The 21,923-nt window shown below is 60.3% G+C and carries 16 protein-coding genes and 1 pseudogene; 8 read left to right on the top strand and 9 right to left on the bottom strand.

All coding sequences use genetic code 11. The features are described 5' to 3' along the window. Window positions 1-35: 35 nt before the first annotated feature. Complete coding sequence (gene hisN, locus QTL94_RS10095; protein ID WP_289801435.1) at window positions 36-809, top strand: histidinol-phosphatase; 774 nt, start codon at window positions 36-38, stop codon at window positions 807-809. Between the two features lie 183 nt (window positions 810-992). Then, a complete protein-coding gene (locus QTL94_RS10090) occupies window positions 993-2,687 on the top strand; it encodes a methyl-accepting chemotaxis protein (RefSeq protein ID WP_289801434.1) in 1,695 nt (564 codons plus the stop codon). A gap of 15 nt (window positions 2,688-2,702) precedes the next feature. On the opposite strand, the gene QTL94_RS10085 is transcribed toward QTL94_RS10090, so the two are convergent. Beyond that, entirely contained in the window at window positions 2,703-3,677 is a 975-nt protein-coding gene (locus tag QTL94_RS10085; protein WP_289801433.1) for an alpha/beta fold hydrolase, read from the bottom strand. A gap of 123 nt (window positions 3,678-3,800) precedes the next feature. Continuing rightward, the gene (locus QTL94_RS10080; RefSeq protein WP_289801432.1) at window positions 3,801-4,598 is read right to left on the bottom strand and encodes a cell wall hydrolase; all 798 of its coding nucleotides are present in this window, start codon (window positions 4,596-4,598) and stop codon (window positions 3,801-3,803) included. A 549-nt stretch (window positions 4,599-5,147) separates the two neighbouring features. Between QTL94_RS10080 and QTL94_RS10075 the strand changes: the two genes are divergently transcribed. After that, a complete protein-coding gene (locus QTL94_RS10075) occupies window positions 5,148-5,615 on the top strand; it encodes an Hsp20 family protein (RefSeq protein ID WP_289801431.1) in 468 nt (155 codons plus the stop codon). Between the two features lie 75 nt (window positions 5,616-5,690). Here QTL94_RS10075 and QTL94_RS10070 read toward each other — a convergent pair whose 3' ends face one another. Next, window positions 5,691-6,695, bottom strand: coding sequence for a bile acid:sodium symporter family protein (locus QTL94_RS10070; RefSeq protein ID WP_289801430.1), 1,005 nt, complete (start codon window positions 6,693-6,695; stop codon window positions 5,691-5,693). A gap of 92 nt (window positions 6,696-6,787) precedes the next feature. Here QTL94_RS10070 and QTL94_RS10065 point away from each other — a divergent pair, with 92 nt between their 5' ends. Further along, window positions 6,788-7,660, top strand: coding sequence for a LysR family transcriptional regulator (locus QTL94_RS10065; protein ID WP_289801429.1), 873 nt, complete (start codon window positions 6,788-6,790; stop codon window positions 7,658-7,660). A gap of 149 nt (window positions 7,661-7,809) precedes the next feature. After that, window positions 7,810-7,938 (top strand): hypothetical protein, encoded by a 129-nt coding sequence (locus tag QTL94_RS10060; RefSeq protein ID WP_275078426.1) that lies wholly within the window; start codon window positions 7,810-7,812, stop codon window positions 7,936-7,938. Between the two features lie 2 nt (window positions 7,939-7,940). On the opposite strand, the gene QTL94_RS10055 is transcribed toward QTL94_RS10060, so the two are convergent. Next, entirely contained in the window at window positions 7,941-8,990 is a 1,050-nt protein-coding gene (locus tag QTL94_RS10055) for a threonine aldolase family protein (protein ID WP_289801428.1), read from the bottom strand. Between the two features lie 556 nt (window positions 8,991-9,546). Between QTL94_RS10055 and gltB the strand changes: the two genes are divergently transcribed. Together gltB and QTL94_RS10045 are read left to right on the top strand one after the other, a co-directional pair. Next, window positions 9,547-14,268, top strand: a complete 4,722-nt coding sequence (gene gltB, locus QTL94_RS10050) for a glutamate synthase large subunit (protein WP_289801427.1) — start codon at window positions 9,547-9,549, stop codon at window positions 14,266-14,268. A 222-nt stretch (window positions 14,269-14,490) separates the two neighbouring features. Further along, entirely contained in the window at window positions 14,491-15,945 is a 1,455-nt protein-coding gene (locus QTL94_RS10045; protein ID WP_289801426.1) for a glutamate synthase subunit beta, read from the top strand. Window positions 15,946-16,180: 235 nt separating this feature from the next. Here the strand turns inward: QTL94_RS10045 and QTL94_RS28305 are convergent. The 5 genes and pseudogenes from QTL94_RS28305 to QTL94_RS10025 form a co-directional block, all read right to left on the bottom strand. Further along, window positions 16,181-16,453 (bottom strand): annotated as a pseudogene (locus tag QTL94_RS28305) (Imm8 family immunity protein); the annotation flags it as partial. 692 nt (window positions 16,454-17,145) lie between these two features. Then, on the bottom strand, window positions 17,146-17,586 hold the full coding sequence (locus QTL94_RS10040) for a DUF6678 family protein (RefSeq protein WP_289801425.1): 441 nt from the start codon (window positions 17,584-17,586) through the stop codon (window positions 17,146-17,148). Between the two features lie 228 nt (window positions 17,587-17,814). Further along, on the bottom strand, window positions 17,815-18,240 hold the full coding sequence (locus QTL94_RS10035) for a pyridoxamine 5'-phosphate oxidase family protein (protein WP_289801424.1): 426 nt from the start codon (window positions 18,238-18,240) through the stop codon (window positions 17,815-17,817). 30 nt (window positions 18,241-18,270) lie between these two features. Next, window positions 18,271-19,485 carry an SGNH/GDSL hydrolase family protein gene (locus tag QTL94_RS10030; protein ID WP_065691556.1) on the bottom strand — a complete coding sequence of 405 codons (1,215 nt, stop codon included), beginning with the start codon at window positions 19,483-19,485 and terminating at the stop codon, window positions 18,271-18,273. 87 nt (window positions 19,486-19,572) lie between these two features. Further along, window positions 19,573-20,796, bottom strand: coding sequence for a lytic murein transglycosylase (locus QTL94_RS10025; RefSeq protein WP_065691557.1), 1,224 nt, complete (start codon window positions 20,794-20,796; stop codon window positions 19,573-19,575). Window positions 20,797-20,996: 200 nt separating this feature from the next. On the opposite strand from QTL94_RS10025, the gene galU reads away from it, so the two are divergent. Next, a complete protein-coding gene (gene galU / locus QTL94_RS10020) occupies window positions 20,997-21,884 on the top strand; it encodes a UTP--glucose-1-phosphate uridylyltransferase GalU (protein WP_289801423.1) in 888 nt (295 codons plus the stop codon). The last annotated feature ends 39 nt before the right edge of the window (window positions 21,885-21,923 follow it).

Here is a 21,923-nt window from a genome sequence, read left to right as displayed (position 1 = left end):
AAACGCCAATTCCCGCCATCCGAACGGATTTTGCCATGCTCCCTGATCGCTCGTTCTTCAACCGCCTGGCGGAAGCCGCCAAGGCCGAGACGCTGCCGCGCTTTCGCTCCGGCCTCGACGTGACCAACAAGCTGTCCAGCGGCTTTGATCCGGTGACGGAGGGGGACAGGGCAGCCGAGATCGCCATTCGCGCTCTGATCGAGGAGCATTTCCCGGATCATGGCATCCTTGGCGAAGAGCACGGCAATGTCGGGCTCGATCGCGAGTATGTGTGGGTCATCGATCCGATCGACGGGACGCGCGCCTTCATTTCCGGCGTGCCCGTCTGGGGAACGCTGATCGGCCTCCAGCGCAACGGCCGGGCGGTCATGGGGATGATCGAGCAGCCATTCACGGGCGAGCGCTATTTTGCCGACCAGAGCGGATCGGTCTATGCCGGGCCGGAAGGCGAGCGGCGGCTCGCGGTGCGTGATTGCGGTGCGCTCTCAAACGCCATCCTGTTCACCACCTCACCCCATCTCTTTGTCGGTGAAGAGATGGAGAAGTACCGCGAGATCGAAAGCCAGGTACGGCTTTTCCGCTATGGCACCGATTGCTACGCCTATGCGCTGCTTGCGGCCGGGCATGTCGATCTCGTCATCGAGAACAATCTGAAGCCTTACGATGTCGGCGGCATCATCCCGGTGATCGAGAATGCCGGCGGCATCATCACGACCTGGGACGGCGGACGACCGGAGAACGGTGGCTCGATTATCGCGGCCGGCAGTCGCGCTGTTTACGAGCAGGCGGTCGCGATTCTGCGGCGCTGAAGCAGCCACTTTCTTTCGTTATGACAGCGAATCTCTTGCGATATCGGGACTTGTGAAAGATTCGGGGCGCCATTTCGGCGATTATTAACAAGACTGAAACGATTCACTGCAAAACATGCCCCTGAAATTTAGCGGCATGGCGACCGTCGCCTGTCGCTTTCTTTATATTCAAGGCGATTTGAGATGCAGCTTTTTCCCCGAACCGCGGGCGCCAACGCCCGGGCCATTCTTGATGCGATCCATAAATCCCAGGCGGTGATCGAATTCGATCTGACCGGCAGGATCCTGACCGCCAACGAGAACTTCTGTGCGGCGATGGGGTACAGGCTGGCCGAGATCGTCGGCCAGCATCACCGCATGTTCGTCGATGCCGCCGAAGCAGACAGCCAGGAATACCGGGAGTTCTGGGCGCGGCTCGCAAAGGGCCACTTCGACCGCCGGCAATACAAGCGTGTCCGCAAGGGCGGCCGGGAAGTGTGGATCGAGGCGTCCTACAATCCCGTGTTCAACGCCTCGGGTGCGCCGTTCAAGGTCGTGAAGTTCGCAACCGACATCACGGCGGCAAAGCTGAAGAGTGCGGAGGATGCGGGCAAGCTCGACGCGCTGTCCCGCGCGCAGGCAACGATCGAGTTTACGCCGGATGGGCACATCCTGACCGCCAACGAGAATTTTCTGCAGACGCTTGGTTACCGCCTCGAGGAGATCCGAGGCAGGCACCATTCGATGTTTTGCGATCCCGCCTACGCGGCCGGGACAGCCTACAAGGATTTCTGGAAGAACCTGAGCGAGGGCCGGTTTGCCGCCGATGAGTTCATGCGGATCGGCAAGGGCGGGAAGAAGGTCTTTATCCAGGCCTCATACAACCCGATTTTCGACATGAACGGCAAGGTCTTCAAGGTCGTCAAGTTCGCGAGCGACGTGACGGAGCGGGTGCGCGCGGTCAACGAGCTCGGGCAGGGCTTGCAGGCGATGGCGGAAGGCGACCTCGAGCAGACGATCGAGCGACCGTTTATCGCCGCGCTCGACAAATTGCGGACCGATTACAACGCTTCTGTTGCCCGGCTTCGTACCGCCATCAGCGCCATTGCCCGCAATGCGACGATGATTGCGTCAAGCAGCCGGGAAATCCGCGCGGCGTCCGACGATCTGGCAAGGCGTACCGAAACGCAGGCGGCGTCCGTCGAGGAGACCGCATCTGCCGTCACGGAGATTTCGGCCACGGTGGCGGCTTCCGCACGCCAGGCCGGTGATGCCGGCAAGCTTGTCGAAGACACGACGCAGAGTGCCCGCGACTCCTCGTATGTCGTCGGCGAAACCATCGAGGCCATGGCCAAGATCGAGAAATCGTCCGGCGAGATCGCCGGCATCGTCAGCGTGATCGACGATATCGCCTTCCAGACCAATTTGCTGGCGCTGAACGCGGGCGTGGAAGCAGCAAGGGCGGGCGAGGCAGGCAAGGGCTTTGCCGTCGTGGCACACGAGGTCCGGGAGCTGGCGCAGCGTTCGGCGACGGCCGCACGGGAGATCAAGACGCTGATCAGCACGTCGGAGAGCTCGGTTCGCCAGGGCGTGGCGCTGGTCGCCAAGACCGGTTCGGCGCTGGAGGCGATCGCCGGGCAGGTGCTGCAGGTCCACGACAATGTCTCGGGCATCGTCGAAGCCGCGAAGGAGCAGTCGTCCAGCCTTGGCCAGATCAATGCCGCGGTGATTTCTATGGATCAGGACACACAGCGCAACGCCGTGATGGTCGAGCAGACGGCAGCGGCGAGCCGGAAGCTTGCGGCGGAAGCCGAAGTGCTCTTCGAACTGATCGGCCAGTTCAAGGTCGGCGACGAGCGTGATACGGCGGAGCGCACACGGTTTGCAAAGACCGCATAGGCGGAAGAGCCCGGCTCAGGTGCCGAAGGCTTCCACATCGCCCTCCGCCTCGGCATCACTGCCCGGGATGAAGGCGTGGAAGGCCGCAAGCGCAGCATTGCGGTAAACGTCCCGCTCCTGGAGAACCTCGTGTCGTGAGCCGTTGATCGGCACCAGCTGTCCGGCGCGGAAGTAGCGGGACAGCCGCTCCTGGGCGATATACGGCACGATGGCGTCGCGCGTCGGCGCGATGACGACCGTCGGGATAGTGATCGAGAAGAGATGGTTCGGTGAGGTGACGCGCGCAATCGTGTGGAACGATTCGTGCAGCCAGCGCGCTGTGGGCGGCCCGAGAGCCAGTTCGGGATGTTCCGTCGCGATCGCTCGGTTGCGCTCGAACCGGACTTCGTCGGAGGTCAGCGGATTATCCCTGAAGGGCGGCTCCTTCAGCTTGCGGGCAAGCGGAAAGGTCCCGAGGCCGAGCGAGCAGGCCGCACCCGCAAGCCGACGGATCGTCCCGGCCGATGCAGCCTGGCCCGACAGCCCGATAAAGGGTGCCGTCAGCACCATGCGTTCGATACGCGTCGCGAGATAGGGGGCGGCGGATAGGGCAATCAGCGCGCCCGTGGAGTGGGCGAGCAGGTAGAAAGGCAGCCTCGTATCCGGCAGCACGATCTTCTCGAGGAAGGTATCGAGGTCGTGTTCGTAATCGATGAAGCGACGGACATGGCCATGCTGGCGCTTCTTCAGTAGACGATCGGATGCGCCCTGGCCACGCAGGTCGAAGGTTGCGACCCAGAGGCCTTTTTCCGTGAGATCCCGGATCGTCTCGTAATATTTCTCGATGAACTCGTTGCGGCCATGCACGAGCACGACCGTGCCCTTTGCGACGGGGGCGCTGGAGCGGAAGACCGCATAGCGCAGCCGCAGGCCGTCGTGGGTTTCGAAGAAGCCTTCCGTGCGGTTCTCGGGAACCGGATTTCCGGGTGTGGAAAAAAGGACCTGGTCCATGGCAGCTCGATCGTGACCTTCAAGCGGATTCGGATATCGAGTAAAGCGGATAGGCGATCACGCTGTCAAATCAAAGAAAAATGCGTCGCGCAACCTATCGGTCGCGCACGCGCCTTGTCCTTGTCAGCCGCCGACCTGATCGAGGCCGCCACGCAGGCTGGCGCTGTCGAAAGCCGGGCGCGGCATCGGTACCGCCACGGTGGGAGGCGGTTCGAAACCCGTGTCACCAGTAGCGCTGGTATCGCCGGTGTCCATGATGGCGCTCGGCATAGGCATCGGTGTTGGAACCGGAACAGCCGCCGGGATCAGCAACTCGAACGGTGCTGCTGTGGCATGTTCCGACGCGTAGTTCATCGCGACTTCATAGGCCGGGAGCGGCGCCGGGGTCTGCAGCTCACCATCGGCCCCACGCTTCTCATAGAAAGCGTTGCCACCGGCCACGGTCACATAGTGCATGTTGCCATAGGGGAATTTGAGGCCGTCGGTATGGAAGAACATCGCTTCCTTGACCTCGGGGTTGCGCTCCCCGTGCAGGATCGAATCGGCTGCAACGTCGAGGTCGGGTTCGGCTGCCGGTTCGACGGTGCGGGTCATCACGCCGGGCGCGAACTGTTTCTTCTGAGCGACGACGCCGCAAATCGAATCAGAGTAGGCGCCCGATGTCAGCCGGTTCATCACGACCGTTCCGACCGCCATGTAGCCTTCGTGATCGGAATGCTGGGATTCGAAATACATCGCCCGCTTCAGGCATGAGCGGTCCTCGGACGTATAGTTATAGGTGACTTTTTTCGCCGCGATCGGCTTGGCGGCATTTGCCGCCACCGGCACCGATTGATTCGGCGCGCTCGTGCAGCCAGTCGCGGCGAGCCCGACCAGAAGAATCCCGGAAAAGGATGTGCCCCACGCTTTTTTCGCCCTCAATGCCCAATGCCTCCTATCTGATTGGGTACAGCCCTTACCAATCAAGTGATGATCTTTTACATCACATTGGAAAGAAATTCAAACGCATAGCTTTCATGCTTGTGTGTTGCTCGCCGATCACTCGCATAACGAGTCTCGCGCCCGGTGTTCCGGTGTCGCCACGGTTGTTGTGTCGCGCTGCGAAACTTCCAATTTTGGGTTGTCGGTTTCCCTGAAAAAGAGGCCGACATGTGGAGCTTCCAGAAGGCTCCGCATGCCGGCCGCAGATTGACCGAAGACGAAGGGACGGTAGCCCTCGGCCATCGGGCCAGTGTCAACCCGACGCCGCAAAAGCTACCCGCGGACGGCTGAACCGATGCCGAACCAGCCGTTCAGATGCCGTTCAGCCCATGCGCGTGATTGCCGGCAACAAAGGGCTTGAACTGCGCAAAAGCCATCCCCATCTCATTTCTGCGGACGCCAATAGGGTCCGCGGAACCGTCCCGAAGCTGCCGAACATGGGGTTTCAGGGCACATCATCGCAACACGTCGCTTCCTCAGGAGGACATCATGCGTCACGTAGACTTTTCTCCCCTTTATCGTTCGACCGTCGGTTTCGACCGGCTTTTCACCATGCTCGACAGTCTCGGTCAGCCGGACCAGGGCCAGACCTATCCGCCCTACAATATCGAGCGCACCGGTGAGAACACCTACCGCATCACCATGGCGGTCGCCGGTTTCGATGAAACCGAAATCTCCATCGAAGCACAGGCCCACGCTCTCACCGTGAAAGGTGAAAAGAGCGAAGAAAAAGCAGATGGCAGCGAGTTCCTTTATCGCGGCATCGCCAAGCGCGCCTTCGAGCGCCGCTTCCAGCTTGCCGACCATGTTGAGGTCACCGCCGCTTCGCTGAAGAACGGCCTGCTGCATATCGATCTTCTGCGCAGCATTCCGGAAGCCATGAAGCCGCGCAAGATCGCGATCGCAGCCGAGCCGGTGAATGCGCCCAAGGCCATCGAGGCACACGTCGCAAACTAATCCGTCCTCCCGGACAAACAAAGACGGCGCTCCAATCGGGGCGCCGTTTTCGTTTGGGATCAAGTTCGTTTGGGATCAGGCCGGACTTGTTGCCTCTTCGGCTTCTTGCTGCGTTATCCGGTGGGCGGCCGCTGCCGCATATTTGTGGGCGATGACGGCGCAGACCATCAGCTGGATCTGGTGGAAGAGCATCAGCGGCAGGACGATCGCGCCGATCGACTGGCCGGCGAAGATGACGTTGGCCATCGGCACGCCGCTCGCGAGGCTCTTCTTCGAGCCGCAGAAGGTGATGGTGATCTCGTCGGCCTTGTTGAAGCCGAGCCAGCGGCTGCCGAACATCGTGACGCAAAGCACGAGGGCGAGCAGCGCCATGTCGGCAACGATGACGACCGCAATGTCTTCGATCGAGAAGGTATGCCAGAGCCCTTCGACGACGGCCTTGCTGAAGGCGAGGTAGACGACCATCAGGATCGAGCCGCGGTCGACCGGCATCAGCAGCTTCTTCTTGGCGCGGATCCAGTTGCCGATCCAGGGCTGCAGGAGCTGGCCGACGATGAAGGGCAGGAGCAGCTGCACGAGGATCTGTTGCAGGGCATCCCAGGAAAAGCCGCCATGGCCGCCGACGGAAAACAGCAGGCCGACAAGCAGCGGCGTCAGGAACATGCCGAAAATATTGGAGGCGGAAGCCGAGCAGATCGCCGCCGGGACGTTGCCGCCCGCCATCGAGGTGAAGGCGATCGAGGACTGCACCGTGGAGGGCAGGACGCAGAGAAAGAGGATGCCGAGATAGAGCGGGTGCGGCAGGATCGATTCCGGCAGGAAGCCCAGTCCGACGCCGAGCAGCGGGAAAAGGCCGAAGGTCGTCAGCAGGATCGCCAGATGCAGGCGCCAGTGCAGCAGGCCGGCGATCACGACATCACGCGACAGGCGCGCGCCATGCAGGAAGAAGAGCAACGCGATCGCAAGGTCCGTGGCAATCCCGAAATAATCGGCGAACGTGCCGCTGGCAGGCAGCAGCGAAGCCAGTATGACCGTGCAGACAAGCAGGATCGTGAAGGTATCGGGCATGAAGCGGCGCATGGCATGTCTCATCAAGAAGGTAGATCGATCTTGTTTCTTCCATTATGATACAGGATGCAAGGAATAACAGTTATCACGTATCTGGATTTGATATGCTTGATCTCACGCAACTGCGCAGTTTCGTCGCCGTCGAACAGATGGGCAGCTTTACGCTTGCGGCGGAAAGGCTGGGGCTGGGGCAATCGACGGTCAGCCAGCATATCCAGCGACTGGAGACGGCGATCGGGCGCCGGCTTCTGGCGCGCGACACGCACAAGGTCGTGCTGACGACGGACGGCGAGGCTTTGTTGTCCCATGCCCGCGCCATGCTGTCGATCGAAGGGCAGGTGCAGTCGCTGTTCAAGGGCCATAGCCTTCGCGGCAACCTGCGCCTTGGTGTCTCGGAGGATTTCGTGACAAGCCAGCTGCCTGCGGTGCTCGAAGATTTCGTCCGCTCGCATCCCTCGGTAGACCTGGAGCTTACGGTTGCCCTGTCCGGTACACTCTATGAAATGCAGGATAATGGGGAAATCGATCTCGTGCTGGCAAAGCGCCGCTTGGGCGACGCCCGTGGGCGGCTGGTCTACCGCGAGCCGCTGGTCTGGCTAGCCCGCGATCCCGAACACATTCTCGGCGGCGGGCCACTGCCGCTCATCGCCTTTCCACCGCCGAGCGTCACGCGCAGCATTGCGCTGGAAGCGCTGGGGCGCAGCCAGATCGCTTGGCGCATCGTCTGCACCTGCGGAAGTCTCAGCGGATTGACGGCTGCCGCCCGCGCCGGGATGGGGGTTCTGGTGCAGCCGCGCAGCATGGCGCCGTCGGGGCTGAAGGAGATCGGCAAGGGAAAGCTGCCGGTGCTCGAGGATGTCGAGTTCGTGCTGGTGCCGCGCAAGGGGGCGGACCAGGCGCTGGTTTCCGCCCTGTCGGAAGACATTCTTGCCAAGGTGCGCAACCTACGCTCCAACGCGGGGACAAGTCCGTTCTAGAGTTCGGGAACGTTCTGGCTAGCGAATGGTTAAGCCAGCGCATGGCATTTTAAGGGACCATCAACCCATTAACTTAGGTATCTGGTCAGATTCGAGGCCTAGTTTAGCGCTGCCTTATGGTCGACGTTCGGGGCAAGGAGAACGGACCGATGACGTATGGAATACTCTTCGTATCCGGGCTGGTTGCCTGTGTGATGCTGATTATCGTGGCTGGCCACGATGCGAAAACGACGGATAGCGGTGCCCCGCAATCCGCCGTCCTCGGGCATCAGAACTAGCGTCAGGCGACCAGGCAGCTCAGGAAACCATCGACATCCGCTTCCGTCGTCGCAAAGCTTGTGACGAGGCGGATCAGCGTTTCCTCGCTGCCGACGAGCTCGGGCGTGGCGGTCGGCACCGGCCATTCGTAGAACTTCGCGCCGCGTTCTTCGGCAACCTTGGCAGCACTTCTTGGAATGACCGCGAAGACTTCGTTGGAGGTCGTCGCCCATGCCAGGCGCGCACTGTTGCTGCCGCTGATGCCGGCGCGCAAGCGGTCTGCCATGCCGTTCGAGTGGCCGGCGAGATCGAGCCAGAGATTGTTCTCGAAGTAGCCATCGAACTGGGCCGCGATGAAGCGCGACTTGGAGAAGAGCTGCGCGGCCCGCTTGCGGATGAAAGGCATTTCCTTCGCCTGCTCGGGGTTGAAGAAGACGATCGCCTCGGCGCACCAGCACCCATTCTTCGTGCCGCCGAAGGAGAGAATGTCGACGCCGCGTTTCCAGGTCATTTCCGCCGGAGTTGCGCCGAGGGCGACCAGCGCGTTTGCAAAGCGGGCACCATCCATATGGAGCGGCAGGTTGCTCTGCTTGGCAATCGCGGAAATCGCGTCGATTTCGGAGAGCGAGTAAACGGTGCCGATCTCGGTTGCCTGGGTGATTGTGACGGCTGTGGCGCGGCCGTGGTGGACGGCATCTGCGGGAAAGCCCGCAATTTTCTTTGCGAGCTTGTCGGGATCGATCTTGCCGGCTTCACCCGGCACCGCCACCAGGCGAGCACTGCTGAAGAAATCCGGCGCGCCACATTCGTCTTCAATCACATGGGCTTCGGAATGGCAGAAGGTGATTCCGCCCGGGCGCTGAACGCTGGCAAGCGACAGGGAATTCGCGGCCGTGCCTGTGGCGACGAAGAACACCGAGACTTCGCGCTCGAAAATTTCGGCAAAGCGCGCTTCGACGCGCCGGTCGAGCTCGCTGGTGCCATAGGCGGCTGCAAATCCTGTGGATTCCTGGAGCAGCCGTTCGGCGATGGATCGATGGGCACCGGCCCAATTGTCGGAAGCAAAGAACATGAGAGAAAACCTGGAAAAATGCGGGTGGGGCGGGTTCGGAGGGGGACATTAATCCAATGTGCCGCTGGATCAAGCCGCTAGGGCGCTACTCATCGCAAAAATTGATCGCCGCAATCAACAAACAAGATAATGCGAGAACGTGTAATTATATGTCTCCATTTGATTTGCGGGAGCAATATTGTTTCGCGACATGTCGATTTTTTGATTTAGGGCTCTTGCATGGCGATAATGTTCATGTCATAGAACCGATGAATTAGGGCAGTGTTGCTGTCCTATTTTGGCCGTGATGGCCGAGGAGGTGCCGAAATCCCTTACACTTCCGGGGTTTCAGGCTATAGTTCACCGAGCGCGGGCAAAGGTTCCCGCACGGAGGCCGATAGCAGGCGCGGAGCGCAACGGTTGCTTTGTCGGGAAAGCCTCTTTCCCAGGGAAAGCCTACCGCCGGCGACCGGATCTTCGATAATGCAACAGCGCTGTCACGCACCGAACCTAAGATCAGGGACGGTGCGCGACGAAGAGCCGCTCACAGATCACGGCTCTGACAGGAGGGAAGACGATGACGAAGACGCCATCCACGGGTTTTGACCAGTTCGCAGCAGCAACGACGCGCGCGACGGCCAATGCGCGTAAATTCGCTTCCGGTCTGCCAGCCAAACAGGGCCTCTACGATCCGCGCAACGAGCATGATGCCTGCGGCGTCGGCTTTGTCGCCCATATGAAGGGTCAGAAGTCGCACCAGATCGTCAAGGACGGTCTCTTCATTCTCGAGAATCTGACGCACCGTGGTGCCGTCGGCGCCGATCCGCTGATGGGCGATGGCGCGGGTATTCTCGTGCAGATCCCGGACCGCTTCTTCCGCGAGGAAATGGCCAAGCAGGGCATCACCCTGCCAAAGGCCGGTGAATATGGCGTCGGCCATATCTTCATGCCGCGCAACGAAAAGCAGATCGAGCATTTCAAGAAGGTGATGCACGACGTCATCGCCGAGGAAGGCCAGGTTCTGCTCGGCTTCCGTGACGTGCCGGTCGACAACTCGTCGCTGTCGAAGGCGCCCGATATTGCCGCGACCGAACCGCACCACTGTCAGATCTTCATTGGCGCCGGCGAGGATGCCGCGACGACGGATGAATTCGAACGTCGGCTGTTTACGCTGCGGAAGGTGATTTCCAACCGCATCTACGACGAGTTCGATGGTGAGGAGAGCCACTTCTACCCGGTATCGCTGTCGTCGGCGACGATCGTCTACAAGGGTATGTTCCTGGCCTACCAGGTCGGCGCCTACTACAAGGATCTGTCGGACCCGCGTTTCGAAAGCGCGGTCGCCCTCGTGCATCAGCGCTTCTCGACCAATACCTTCCCGTCCTGGAAGCTGGCGCATCCTTATCGCATGGTCGCCCACAACGGCGAAATCAACACGCTGCGCTCCAACGTCAACTGGATGGCGGCGCGTCAGGCTTCGGTGTCCTCGCCGCTCTTCGGTGACGACATCTCCAAGCTTTGGCCTATCTCCTATGAAGGGCAGTCCGACACGGCCTGCTTCGATAACGCGCTCGAGTTCCTCGTGCGCGGCGGCTACTCCATGGCGCATGCCGTGATGATGCTGATTCCGGAAGCCTGGGCCGGCAACCAGTCGATGTCGAAGGAGCGCAAGGCGTTCTACGAATACCACGCCGCCCTGATGGAGCCGTGGGACGGTCCGGCCGCTGTCGCCTTCACCGACGGCAAGCAGATCGGCGCGACGCTCGACCGAAACGGCCTGCGTCCGGCCCGCTATCTCGTCACCAAGGACGACCGCGTCATCCTCGCGTCGGAGGCCGGCACGCTGCCGGTGCCGGAAGAGGACATCGTCAAGAAGTGGCGCCTGCAGCCGGGCAAGATGCTCTTGATCGACATGGAAAAGGGAAAGATCATCTCCGATGAGGAGTTGAAGACCGAGCTTGCGACCAAGCATCCCTATGGACAGTGGCTGGATCGCACGCAGCTCATCCTCGAAGACCTGAAGCCGGTCGAGCCGCGCGCGCTGCGCCGCGACGTTTCGCTGCTCAACCGTCAGCAGGCTTTTGGCTACACGACCGAAGACACCAAGATCCTGATGTCGCCGATGGCGACGACGGGCCAGGAAGCTGTCGGTTCGATGGGCACCGACACGCCGATCTCGGCGATGTCTGAAAAGTCGAAGCTGCTCTACACCTATTTCAAGCAGAACTTCGCGCAGGTCACCAACCCGCCGATCGACCCGATCCGCGAAGAGCTCGTCATGAGCCTCGTTTCGTTCATCGGGCCGCGTCCGAACCTTCTCGACCACACCGGCATGGCGAACGCCAAGCGCCTGGAAGTGCGTCAGCCGATCCTGACCAACGGCGATCTCGAAAAGATCCGCTCGATCGGTCACACGGAAGACCGCTTCGACACCAAGACGCTCGACTTCACCTATGATGTCGAGCGTGGCGCCGAAGGCATGCCCGAGATGCTTGACCGTCTGTGCGAGCGCGCCGAGGCGGCCGTCAAGGGTGGCTACAACATCATTGTTCTCTCCGACCGCCAGATCGGACCGGATCGCATCGCGATCCCGGCGCTCCTCGCGACCGCTGCCGTGCACCATCACCTGATCCGCAAGGGTCTGCGCACCTCGGTTGGCCTCGTCGTCGAGACCGGCGAGCCGCGCGAAGTGCATCACTTCTGCCTGCTCGCAGGCTATGGCGCCGAAGCGATCAACCCGTACCTCGCATTCGATACGCTGCTCGACATGCATGCCAAGGGCGAGTTTCCGAAGGAAGTGGACGCCTCTGAAGTCGTCTACCGCTACATCAAGGCGGTCGGTAAGGGCATCCTCAAGGTCATGTCGAAGATGGGCATCTCAACCTATCAGTCCTATTGCGGCGGTCAGATCTTCGATGCGATCGGCCTGCAGCAGGAGCTGGTCGACAAGTACTTCTTCGGCACCGCGACGATGATCGAAGGCGTCGATCTCACGGCGATCGCCGAAGAGACCGTTGTCCGTCATACCTCCGCCTTCGGCAAGGACCCGCTGCTGGCGACGACGCTCGATATCGGCGGCGAATACGCTTACCGCATGCGCGGCGAAAGCCATGCCTGGACGCCGGATGCGGTGGCCACGCTGCAGCACGCCGTTCGCGGCAATTCCGAGGACCGCTACCGCGAATTCGCCGAGATGGTGAATGATTCAGCGCTGCGCATGAATACCATTCGTGGTCTGTTCAAGATCAAGAGCGCCGAGCAGATCGGTCGCAAGCCGGTCGCGCTCGACGAGGTCGAGCCGGCGGTTGAGATCGTCAAGCGCTTCTCGACCGGCGCCATGTCCTTCGGCTCGATCAGCCGCGAGGCGCATACGACGCTGGCGATTGCGATGAACAAGATCGGCGGCAAGTCGAACACCGGCGAGGGCGGCGAAGAAAGCGATCGCTACTTCCCTCTGCCTGACGGTTCGGCGAACCCTGAGCGTTCGGCGATCAAGCAGATCGCATCGGGACGCTTCGGCGTCACGACCGAGTATCTCGTCAACGCAGACATGCTGCAGATCAAGGTTGCGCAGGGCGCCAAGCCCGGCGAAGGCGGCCAGCTGCCCGGCCACAAGGTCGATGCGACGGTTGCCAAGACCCGTCACTCGACGCCGGGCGTCGGCCTGATCTCGCCGCCGCCGCACCATGACATCTACTCGATCGAAGATCTGGCACAGCTGATCTACGACCTGAAGAACGTCAACCCGACGTCCGATGTCTCGGTCAAGCTCGTCTCGGAAGTCGGCGTCGGCACGGTTGCCGCCGGCGTCGCCAAGGCGCGTGCCGACCACATCACCGTCTCCGGCTTCGACGGCGGGACCGGCGCATCGCCGCTGACCTCGCTGAAGCATGCTGGTTCTCCGTGGGAAATCGGCCTTGCCGAGACGCAGCAGACGCTGGTGCTGAACGGCCTTCGTTCGCGCATCGCGCTGCAGGTTGACGGTGGCCTGAAGACCGGCCGCGACGTCATCATCGGTGCGCTTCTCGGCGCCGACGAGTTCGGCTTCGCAACCGCGCCCGTCATTGCCGCCGGCTGCATCATGATGCGCAAGTGCCATCTGAACACCTGCCCCGTGGGCGTTGCCACGCAGGACCCTGTTCTGCGCAAGCGCTTCAAGGGCACGCCGGAGCATGTCATCAACTACTTCTTCTTCGTCGCCAACGAAGTGCGGGAGATCCTGGCGTCGCTGGGCTTTACCAAGTTCGATGAGATCATCGGTGCTTCGGAACTGCTTGAGAAGGATGAGATGCTGGCGCACTGGAAGTCCAAGGGTCTCGACTTCAGCCGCATCTTCCACAAGGTCGAGGCGCCGAAGGAAGCAACCTACTGGACGACCCGCCAGAAGCACCCGATCGACGACATTCTCGATCGCAAGCTGATCGCGGAAGCCGAGCCGGCACTGTCTTCGAAGACGCCTGTGTCCTTCGAAGTCGACATCAAGAACGTCGACCGTTCGGCGGGTGCGATGCTCTCGGGCGAGGTGGCCAAGCGCTACAATCACCGTGGCCTGAAGGAAGACACGATCAACGTGACGCTCAAGGGCACGGCTGGTCAGTCGTTCGGCGCCTTCCTGGCTCGCGGTATCACCTTCAACCTGATCGGTGACGGCAACGACTATGTCGGCAAGGGCCTTTCGGGCGGCAAGATCATCGTTCGTCCGCCCGAGAATTCGAAGATCGTGGCGGAAGATTCGATCATCGTCGGCAACACCGTTCTCTACGGTGCGACCGAAGGCGAGTGCTACTTCCGCGGTGTCGCAGGCGAGCGCTTCGCGGTCCGTAACTCGGGCGCGATTGCCATCGTCGAAGGCGTGGGCGACCACGGCTGCGAATACATGACGGGTGGTGTCGTTGTCGTTCTCGGCCAAACGGGTCGTAACTTCGCGGCCGGCATGTCCGGCGGCGTCGCTTACGTGCTGGACGAGGTTGGCGATTTCGCCAAGCGCTGCAACATGGCGATGGTCGAACTCGAGCCGGTTCCGGAAGAGGACGACATGCTCGAAAAGCTGCATCATCACGGTGGCGATCTTGCCCACAAGGGACGCGTCGACGTCTCCGGTGACATGACGCGCCACGATGAGGAGCGCCTCTACCAGCTGATCTCCAACCATCTGCACTACACGGGCTCTACCCGCGCCAAGCAGATCCTGGACAACTGGGCCGACTATCGTCCGAAGTTCCGCAAGGTCATGCCGGTCGAGTACCGCCGTGCGCTTGAGGAAATGGAACGCGCCCGCATGGGAATTGCGGCGGAGTAAATACGCTTACTTCCGTTGCGCCGGCGAAATGTCGGCGCGGCGGATGACCGAAATATCTCAATGACCCTCGGATCGGCAGCAGCCTCAGGCAGCGCAGACACGTGGACGGCACCCAAGGGATATCTCAATGACGGTCGAAAAAAGCAACTTGCCTCCGCTGTCGAGGCTAACAATGGACAACTGGCCGCAGGCGAGGCGGTCATGAGTGTAAGGGACGAAAATATGGGTAAGGTTACAGGGTTTCTGGAAATCGACCGGCAGGTAGCGAAGTATCAGCCGGCGTCGGATCGCATCCGGCATTTCCGCGAATTCACAATCCCGATGTCGGACCCGGAAGTGCAGAAACAGGCCGCGCGCTGCATGGACTGTGGCATCCCGTACTGTCATGGGCCGACCGGCTGCCCTGTTCACAACCAGATCCCCGACTGGAACGATCTCGTTTATAACAACAACTGGGAAGCCGCGATCCAGAACCTGCATTCGACCAACAACTTCCCGGAGTTCACCGGTCGCGTCTGCCCGGCGCCCTGCGAGGAGGCCTGCACGCTGAACCTCGAAGACGCGCCTGTTGCGATCAAGACCGTCGAGCAGGCGATTGCCGACAAGGCGTACGAACTCGGCTTCATCCGGCCGCAGCCTGCGACGGTTCACACCGGCAAGAAGGTCGCGATCATCGGCTCGGGCCCCGCCGGCCTGGCGGCGGCGCAGCAGCTTGGCCGGGCGGGTCACGAAGTTCATGTCTACGAACGCGAAAGCAAGGCGGGTGGTCTGCTGCGCTACGGTATTCCTGACTTCAAGATGGAAAAGAACTTCATCGATCGTCGCGTCGAGCAGATGAAGGGCGAAGGCGTCACCTTCCACTATGGCGTCAACATCGGCGTCGACGTGAAGGTCGAGCAGCTCATCGCCGACCACGATGCGGTGCTCTATTGCGGTGGTTCGGAAACGCCGCGCGAAGCGGGTATCCCGGGCGTCGAACTGTCAGGCGTTCATGACGCGATGCCGTATCTCGTGCAGCAGAACAAGCGCGTCGGTCGCGAAAACATCGACAGTGTCGGTTGGGCATCCGACCCGATCCTTGCCGGCGCCAAGCATATTGTCGTCGTCGGCGGTGGCGATACGGCATCGGACTGCGTCGGTACGGCGTTCCGTCAGGGCGCGGTGAAGGTCACGCAGCTCGACATCCGTCCGCAGCCGCCGGAGAAGGAAGACAAGCTCGCTGTCTGGCCGTTCTGGGCGACCAAGATGCGCACCTCGTCTTCTCAGGCGGAAGGCGCGATCCGCGAGTTCCAGGTCGCAACGCTCGAATTCGTCGGCGAAGATGGCGTGCTGACCGGCGTGAAGTGCTGCGAAGTCGACGAGCGCCGCAAGCCGGTGCCGGGCACGGAGTTCATCATCAAGGCCGATCTCGCCTTCATCGCGATCGGTTTCAGCGGTCCGTTCAAGGACAGCGTTCTGAAGGAACTCGACGGCAAGCTCACGCTCAACACCGACCGTCGCGGCTCGACCAACGTCGTTGCCAACGACCGCGACTACAAGACCTCGGTCGACAAGTTCTGGACGGCGGGCGACGTGCGCCGCGGCCAGTCGCTGGTGGTCTGGGCGATCCGCGAAGGCCGTCAGGCTGCTCGCGCCATCGACGAAGCCCTGATGGGTTCGACGGTTCTGCCGCGGTAAGCGACTGACATCGATGCAATGGATGGGGCCGCTTCGAGCGGCCCCTTTTTATTTGATGCTGATGTCCATTGCAGACGAGCCGCTTGCGGCGGCGCCGTTGCAGGGCGTTTTTCGTCAGACGATATCGATGCATACCGGACGCAGATCGGAGGAGGTCACGTGCTAGAAATGGCGCGTCCGCTTCCGGCCCAAAGCAGTCAATGAAGGTCGTGCTGGGTCGCTCGTGGGCGTTACTTCACGTGCCCGCCATGCCCTCATATTCCCAGTCAAAGCGCGTTCGTAGTTGTTGGACGCTGTCATTCCAGGTTCCGCGCTCGCATTTCTGCAAAATGTTGAAAAGACTCACCAAGACGTCCAGCCAATTGAATTCGTCCACATATAGCCATGAGTTCGACAATTTAAGCAAACTAGATCGCAAATCGTTAGTCACAACAAAGACATCGAAATAGTCGTTTCCGTTATCATCGTCCCAACCGATGCTCAAATATAAGGCCAATGCAACGCTTCTACGGTTCGAGGGGACTCAGTCCTCCAAAAGCTGAACTGAATCGAGCACGTTTAGTCCGGCATCTAATTCATCTTGTGTATATCCTTCGCGAATTCGGCTCTCAGCTAGGTTGCCAATGTTAGAGACATCTATGTCTCGCAAAGAAAGGCGGCATCGCGGTGCGAAGATCGCCGCCGCCGCAAGCAGCTTCACGCTCCCATGTGCCAATGAGTTGCTCCAGCCATAACAACGACGACCCACGGTAGAAATCCCAGTGGATCAGTCAAGGCATATTTCGGTTTGAAAGGTGACCAAGCCAAAGTCGCTTTTCGGTCCTAAGCAGTCTTGGTACTACTATGCCAGTGGCTGCCACGATCCTCGAAACGGGAAATCGGGTGGCTCCAGTCGCCAGGCCTCTCCATTACTGAATGCAATCTCCCGACGGACGTATTTTTCGTCGACCCCCGCTTTGGCGCACGATTTCTCAATGCACGATCCATCGGCGATCAGGGCGTCTAACCAGCGATTAAACCGCTCATATTCACCTGGGCTTTCGAATCCGTGAATTTCGTATAGCTCGACGCTTTTTACTTCTTACATCGACTTCCGCCCTCAATTACTGCATGCGCAGCGCGTCTATAGTGGAACCTTTCATCTGACGGTCAACGTGTCCTTCTGGCGCGAAGCTGAAGTCGGCCATCGGCCCGAAGCAGTCAACCAATGACCTCTGGATCGGAGGAATGCCCATAGATGACGAAGAAGCCGTCCTTTTCAATGAAAGGAATTTTCAATCTTTTCAGGAGATCGCGTAAAGCCTCTGAGCAATCCTGGACGCGGGGTTCCGAGGATTTTCTGTTAAGAACGCTTATCCTGGGTGCAACCTTGAGCCATTCAATGAAGATGCCCATGGCTGCCTCTGGGGTCCTTGCCCAATCGCCATAATACGAGGGGGCGGTCTCAAGTTCTTCGGGATCGGCACTGCCTGAGAGTATTAATTTCGCCTGATAAGGCGGAGGGAAAGGTAGCTCTTCAGACACCGCCGTACACAGTTCTCGCCATTTGGTATCGTTCATATGCGACGACATACAGCGTTCGTCGATGACGCGCCGAACCTTGGCGATTTCCTTAGCGTCGGCAGAGCCAATGTAAAGCATTCTGAAAACCTGTTGACCGCAAGCCAAACTGAAGAAAATCAGAATAGCCTAACGATACGGTGTGGCAATGACCGCTCATGGCGCAAAGTAGTCGGCTGCTGGTGTTCTTTCGGTCCGAAGCGGACGGCGGCTTAATGCCATCGCGGCAATTAGGGCCCCCTCATCACCGCTCGCAAGCATATGGGCGACGCAAACGACTCGTCGTAACGCGCATGGTGCCTGCGTCTGTCAGAATTGAATCTCGATCAGTTCGGGAGGCTCCTGGTTGAAATCGGAATACCGAATCCATCGCGGCGTTGCTTTGAACATCACGGCCCCTCTCTCGATGAACTCCCTGGCAGCCGGAAGGCTGTTGAGATAAGCCTCCTGGTATTCTTCGATATCCGCGGCAGGAACTCTTGTTGCCTCACCCTCGTATTGAACCGTGATGTTGTCGTTCCATCCGACTACGAAGGCGACGCCGGGGCGCTCCGCGAGATTGTCGAACTTTCGCGTCTCCTTGAAAGTGCTGAACACGACCTCCAGAGTGTCGCGCACCGAGAAGTCGATCGTAGCAGCCTCCGGCTTTCCATTGCGATGGCAGGTCGCGATCACCGCCAAGGTGTGCTTCCTCAGGAATTCAAGGATTATGCGTTTCGTATGATCTTCGTCCATTGCCTCATCCCTCAGTGAGCGCGCGCCCCTCTATTTGGAGGAGACTTCGGGCGCCGGCTTGGCTGCCGACAGGCGGTAATCGTCGATACGGCCGGCCGGAGGCGGCGCCATCTCGCCGTCCTGCACCAATCTGTCGCGCGGCGACTTGCCGGTGGACACCGGCAGGGCGGCGCCTCCGAGAAGGGCGGTTCCGCCATCGAGATTGGGGTCGGAAAGGCTGATCGGATCGGTATGGTCGGCCGGATTCGACGACAGGTCGAGGCTCGGCATATTGGTGCTGTCGAGGCGTACGAGGTCGGGGCTTGCCTGGGTGCCAAGGATACGGCGCGCGGGCTTTTCGACATAGAAGGCAAGCTTGCGGCGACCGGCATCAGTCAGGTTGATGCCGTCCGATGTGCGCAGGCGAACCTGCTGGCCGTTGATGTCGGAGCCGGTGACGATGAACTCGCCGCTTTCGCTGACGAAGCCGTCCCAGACGTCGACGAATTCACCACCGGCGGCCTCGACCTGCTTGCGATAGAGCTGGTTCATCTGCACCGCATCGGCCATCATCGCCGGGGAATCGAAGGCCGGTAGCCCGACCCAGAGGAGCGGGATCTTCCGGCTTGTGACTTCCTTGCCGAAGGCGAGCGCGCGGCGCTGATATTCCGCGTACCATCCATCGGTGCGAAATTTTTCCTTGCCCACATCCGTCACCATCTGCTGGCGATCATTGGCGCCGAGCATGACGACGACCATGGCGGGCTTTGCGTCGTCGAGGAATTTGGTGAGCTGGGCCGGCCAGTCGTAGTAATCGTCGCGCACGAGACCGGAGGCGACGTTGCTATGCGTTTCGATGACGATGCCCGGCGATTCCTGAAACGCCGCATCAAGGCCGACACCAAGGCCGCCAGCCAGGAAGTCACCAACAACAAGGATCTTCTGGGCGTTGCCGAGTTTTTCGACAACCTTCTCCTCAACCGGTGCCGCTGCCGGCGGGCGAGGGGTGGAAACCACCGTCTTCGGCGGTGCCTTCTTCTTTTTGGGCGCGGCCGGAACGCCGCGGGGTGGTGCGGCATTCTCGTTGGGGGCCGGGGGGTATTGGTCGATGTAGCGCCGTCCGAGGAGGAAATCGAGGATCGAGCGGCGCTGATAGTACTGTGCCTCGGCGGTCTGCACCGGCGGCAGAACGCCGGATGAGAATACCAGCGCGATGGCGCCAATGGCGCCCCAGCGGGCCGTGGTACGGTTTACTCGTTTACGCATTGTCAGCAGCCTCGCATCTGCCGCTATTTTCTCATGGAGCGGGACATGCGTCCACACCCCAAAACGTATGGCGGAGAATCAGGCTGTCTACTTGCGAAGTGCATTGAGCAGCGGCAGCGATGGCTCACCGTCCGCCTGCATGCCGATCCGGCCCTGTACGGCGGCAATCGCCGCCTTCGAACCGCTGCCGAAGTTGCCATCGACCTCGCCGTCATAATAGCCGAGCGCCTTCAGGCGGGTCTGCAGTTCGAACTTCTCCTTGACGTCGAGCGTACCATCCGGGCGCGGCCAGCGCTGCTTCATGCCGCCGTAGCCGGCGATTTCGTCGGCAAGCAGGCCAACGGCAATCGCGTAGCTGTCGGAGGAATTGTACTTCTTGATGGTGAAGAAGTTGCTGGTCATCAGGAAGCCGGGGCCGTTCGGGCCGGCCGGCATTTTCAGAACGGCATTGCTGCCACCGTCCTTGAAGCCCTTGCCGGTCGGGCGCGCCAGACCCATTGCCGCCCATTGCGACAGGGTGTGGGTCTTGCCGACCTGCTTCAGCGCACTTTGCGGCACCGTGACTTCGTATCCCCAGGTCTTGCCGGTATCCCAGCCGTTCTTCATCAGAAGATTGGCGGATGTCGCCAGCGCGTCCGGCACGGAATTCCAGATATCGCGGTGACCGTTGCCATCGGCATCGACGGCATAAAGCAGATAGCTGGTCGGGATGAACTGCGTGTGCCCCATGGCGCCTGCCCAGGAACCGGTCATTCCATCCGGCGAAATATCGCCGTTTTGCAGAATCTTCAACGCTGCGACCAGCTGCTTCTGGGCAAACTTGGCGCGACGGGGGTCGGCATAGGCAAGGGTTGCCAGCGCGCGTGGGACGTAGTGAAGGCGGTCATCCTTGTCGAGCACGGCGCCATAGTTCGATTCCATCGACCAGATCGCCAGGAGAATCGTTTTGTCGACGCCGAAATGACGCTCGATCGCAGCCAGAGTCGTGGCATGTTTGGCGGCCATTTTGCGGCCGATCTGGACGGTATAAGGATTTACACGAGAATCTACATAATCCCAGATTTTCGTTGTAAATTCAGGCTGATAAGCAGCCTTTTCCAGCACTGTCGGGTCGGGATCGGTCACACCTGCGAAGGCTTTGCGATAGGTTGCCTTGCTGATGCCACTTTGAGCGGCTGTTTGATAAAAGTCCGCGATCCACTTCTGGAACCGCTGATCGGCTTTTGCGTTGAGGGGAGCCAGACCGGCGGACGCGGTCACGATGAATGCGAGAGCAAGACCACGAAGGGAGTTTCTGTGATTTTGAGTCATCGGCGGTCATCCGTCCTTTCGTTTCAGGCACAGCAGAGCGCGGAGTTCCGCTCTGGCCCGAGATTACCGGAACGGAGTCAACAAATTCTTTACCATGACAGACGAACGCAGTCACTATTTGCAAATCTGTAGCAAATCTTATCTAGTCCAATCAAAAATGCCTTTTATTTCAAGCGGTGTAATCGCTGCAGGAGGATTGTGTGGCAGAGCATAAAAAAGTTCGCAAAGCTGTATTTCCGGTTGCCGGCCTGGGGACTCGCTTCCTCCCGGCCACAAAAGCAGTGCCGAAGGAAATGCTGACGGTCGTCGACAAACCGATCATTCAGTATGTTGTCGACGAGGCTTTGGAAGCGGGTATCGAGCATTTCGTTTTCGTCACAGGCCGTAACAAGCACATCATCGAAGACTACTTCGATATTCATTTCGAGCTCGAGCAGACGTTGCGCGAGCGTAGCAAGCAGGCGGAAATGACGCTGCTTGCCGGCCAGCTTCCCAAGGCTGGTACGGTCAGCTTCACCCGCCAGCAGGAGCCGCTCGGCCTCGGCCACGCCGTCTGGTGTGCCCGCGAGATCGTCGGCAACGAGCCTTTCGCGCTGCTGTTGCCCGACATGATCATGAAGAGCGAAGGCAAGGGCTGCATGAAGGGCATGATCGATCTCTATGCCCAGAGCGGCGGTAACATCATCGCCGTCGAGGAATGCGCGCCCGATCAGGCCCATAAGTACGGGATCGTCGGCGTTGGCGAGGCCATCGGTGACGGTTTCCGCATCAACAGCATGGTTGAGAAGCCAGCCAAGGGCACCGCGCCTTCGAACTACTTCATCAACGGCCGCTACATCCTGCAGCCTGAAGTGTTCAAGATCCTGGAAACCCAGGAGCGCGGCGCGGGCAACGAGATCCAGCTGACCGACGGCATGCTGAAGCTGCTGAAGGACCAGGATTTCGCCGGTTATCACTTCCGCGGCACGACCTATGACTGCGGCGCCAAGGACGGCTTCATCCTTGCCAACGTGGCATTCGCGCTGGAACGTGCGGACATCCGTCCGACTGTCGAAAGCGGCTTCAAGGAACTGCTGAAGGGGATCTGAAGAAAGTCTTTCAGCTGCACGAACTGCAGCCGCCTCCAA

The sequence above is a fragment of the Rhizobium sp. S96 genome (assembly GCF_030382195.1).
GTDB lineage: Bacteria > Pseudomonadota > Alphaproteobacteria > Rhizobiales > Rhizobiaceae > Rhizobium.
This window is presented reverse-complemented; position numbering and strand designations above follow the sequence as displayed.

What these genes read in the sequence shown, in the direction of transcription:
- QTL94_RS10035 (WP_289801424.1), bottom strand. Translation starts at nt 18,240, where the DNA reads ATGGACGAAGATCATACGAAACGCATAATCCTTGAATTCCTGAGGAAG.
- QTL94_RS10090 (WP_289801434.1), top strand. Translation starts at nt 993, where the DNA reads ATGCAGCTTTTTCCCCGAACCGCGGGCGCCAACGCCCGGGCCATTCTT.
- gltB (WP_289801427.1), top strand. Translation starts at nt 9,547, where the DNA reads ATGACGAAGACGCCATCCACGGGTTTTGACCAGTTCGCAGCAGCAACG.
- QTL94_RS10040 (WP_289801425.1), bottom strand. Translation starts at nt 17,586, where the DNA reads ATGCTTTACATTGGCTCTGCCGACGCTAAGGAAATCGCCAAGGTTCGG.
- QTL94_RS10065 (WP_289801429.1), top strand. Translation starts at nt 6,788, where the DNA reads ATGCTTGATCTCACGCAACTGCGCAGTTTCGTCGCCGTCGAACAGATG.
- hisN (WP_289801435.1), top strand. Translation starts at nt 36, where the DNA reads ATGCTCCCTGATCGCTCGTTCTTCAACCGCCTGGCGGAAGCCGCCAAG.
- QTL94_RS10070 (WP_289801430.1), bottom strand. Translation starts at nt 6,695, where the DNA reads ATGCGCCGCTTCATGCCCGATACCTTCACGATCCTGCTTGTCTGCACG.
- QTL94_RS10085 (WP_289801433.1), bottom strand. Translation starts at nt 3,677, where the DNA reads ATGGACCAGGTCCTTTTTTCCACACCCGGAAATCCGGTTCCCGAGAAC.
- QTL94_RS10030 (WP_065691556.1), bottom strand. Translation starts at nt 19,485, where the DNA reads ATGCGTAAACGAGTAAACCGTACCACGGCCCGCTGGGGCGCCATTGGC.
- QTL94_RS10060 (WP_275078426.1), top strand. Translation starts at nt 7,810, where the DNA reads ATGACGTATGGAATACTCTTCGTATCCGGGCTGGTTGCCTGTGTGATG.
- QTL94_RS10075 (WP_289801431.1), top strand. Translation starts at nt 5,148, where the DNA reads ATGCGTCACGTAGACTTTTCTCCCCTTTATCGTTCGACCGTCGGTTTC.
- QTL94_RS10055 (WP_289801428.1), bottom strand. Translation starts at nt 8,990, where the DNA reads ATGTTCTTTGCTTCCGACAATTGGGCCGGTGCCCATCGATCCATCGCC.
- QTL94_RS10045 (WP_289801426.1), top strand. Translation starts at nt 14,491, where the DNA reads ATGGGTAAGGTTACAGGGTTTCTGGAAATCGACCGGCAGGTAGCGAAG.
- QTL94_RS10025 (WP_065691557.1), bottom strand. Translation starts at nt 20,796, where the DNA reads ATGACTCAAAATCACAGAAACTCCCTTCGTGGTCTTGCTCTCGCATTC.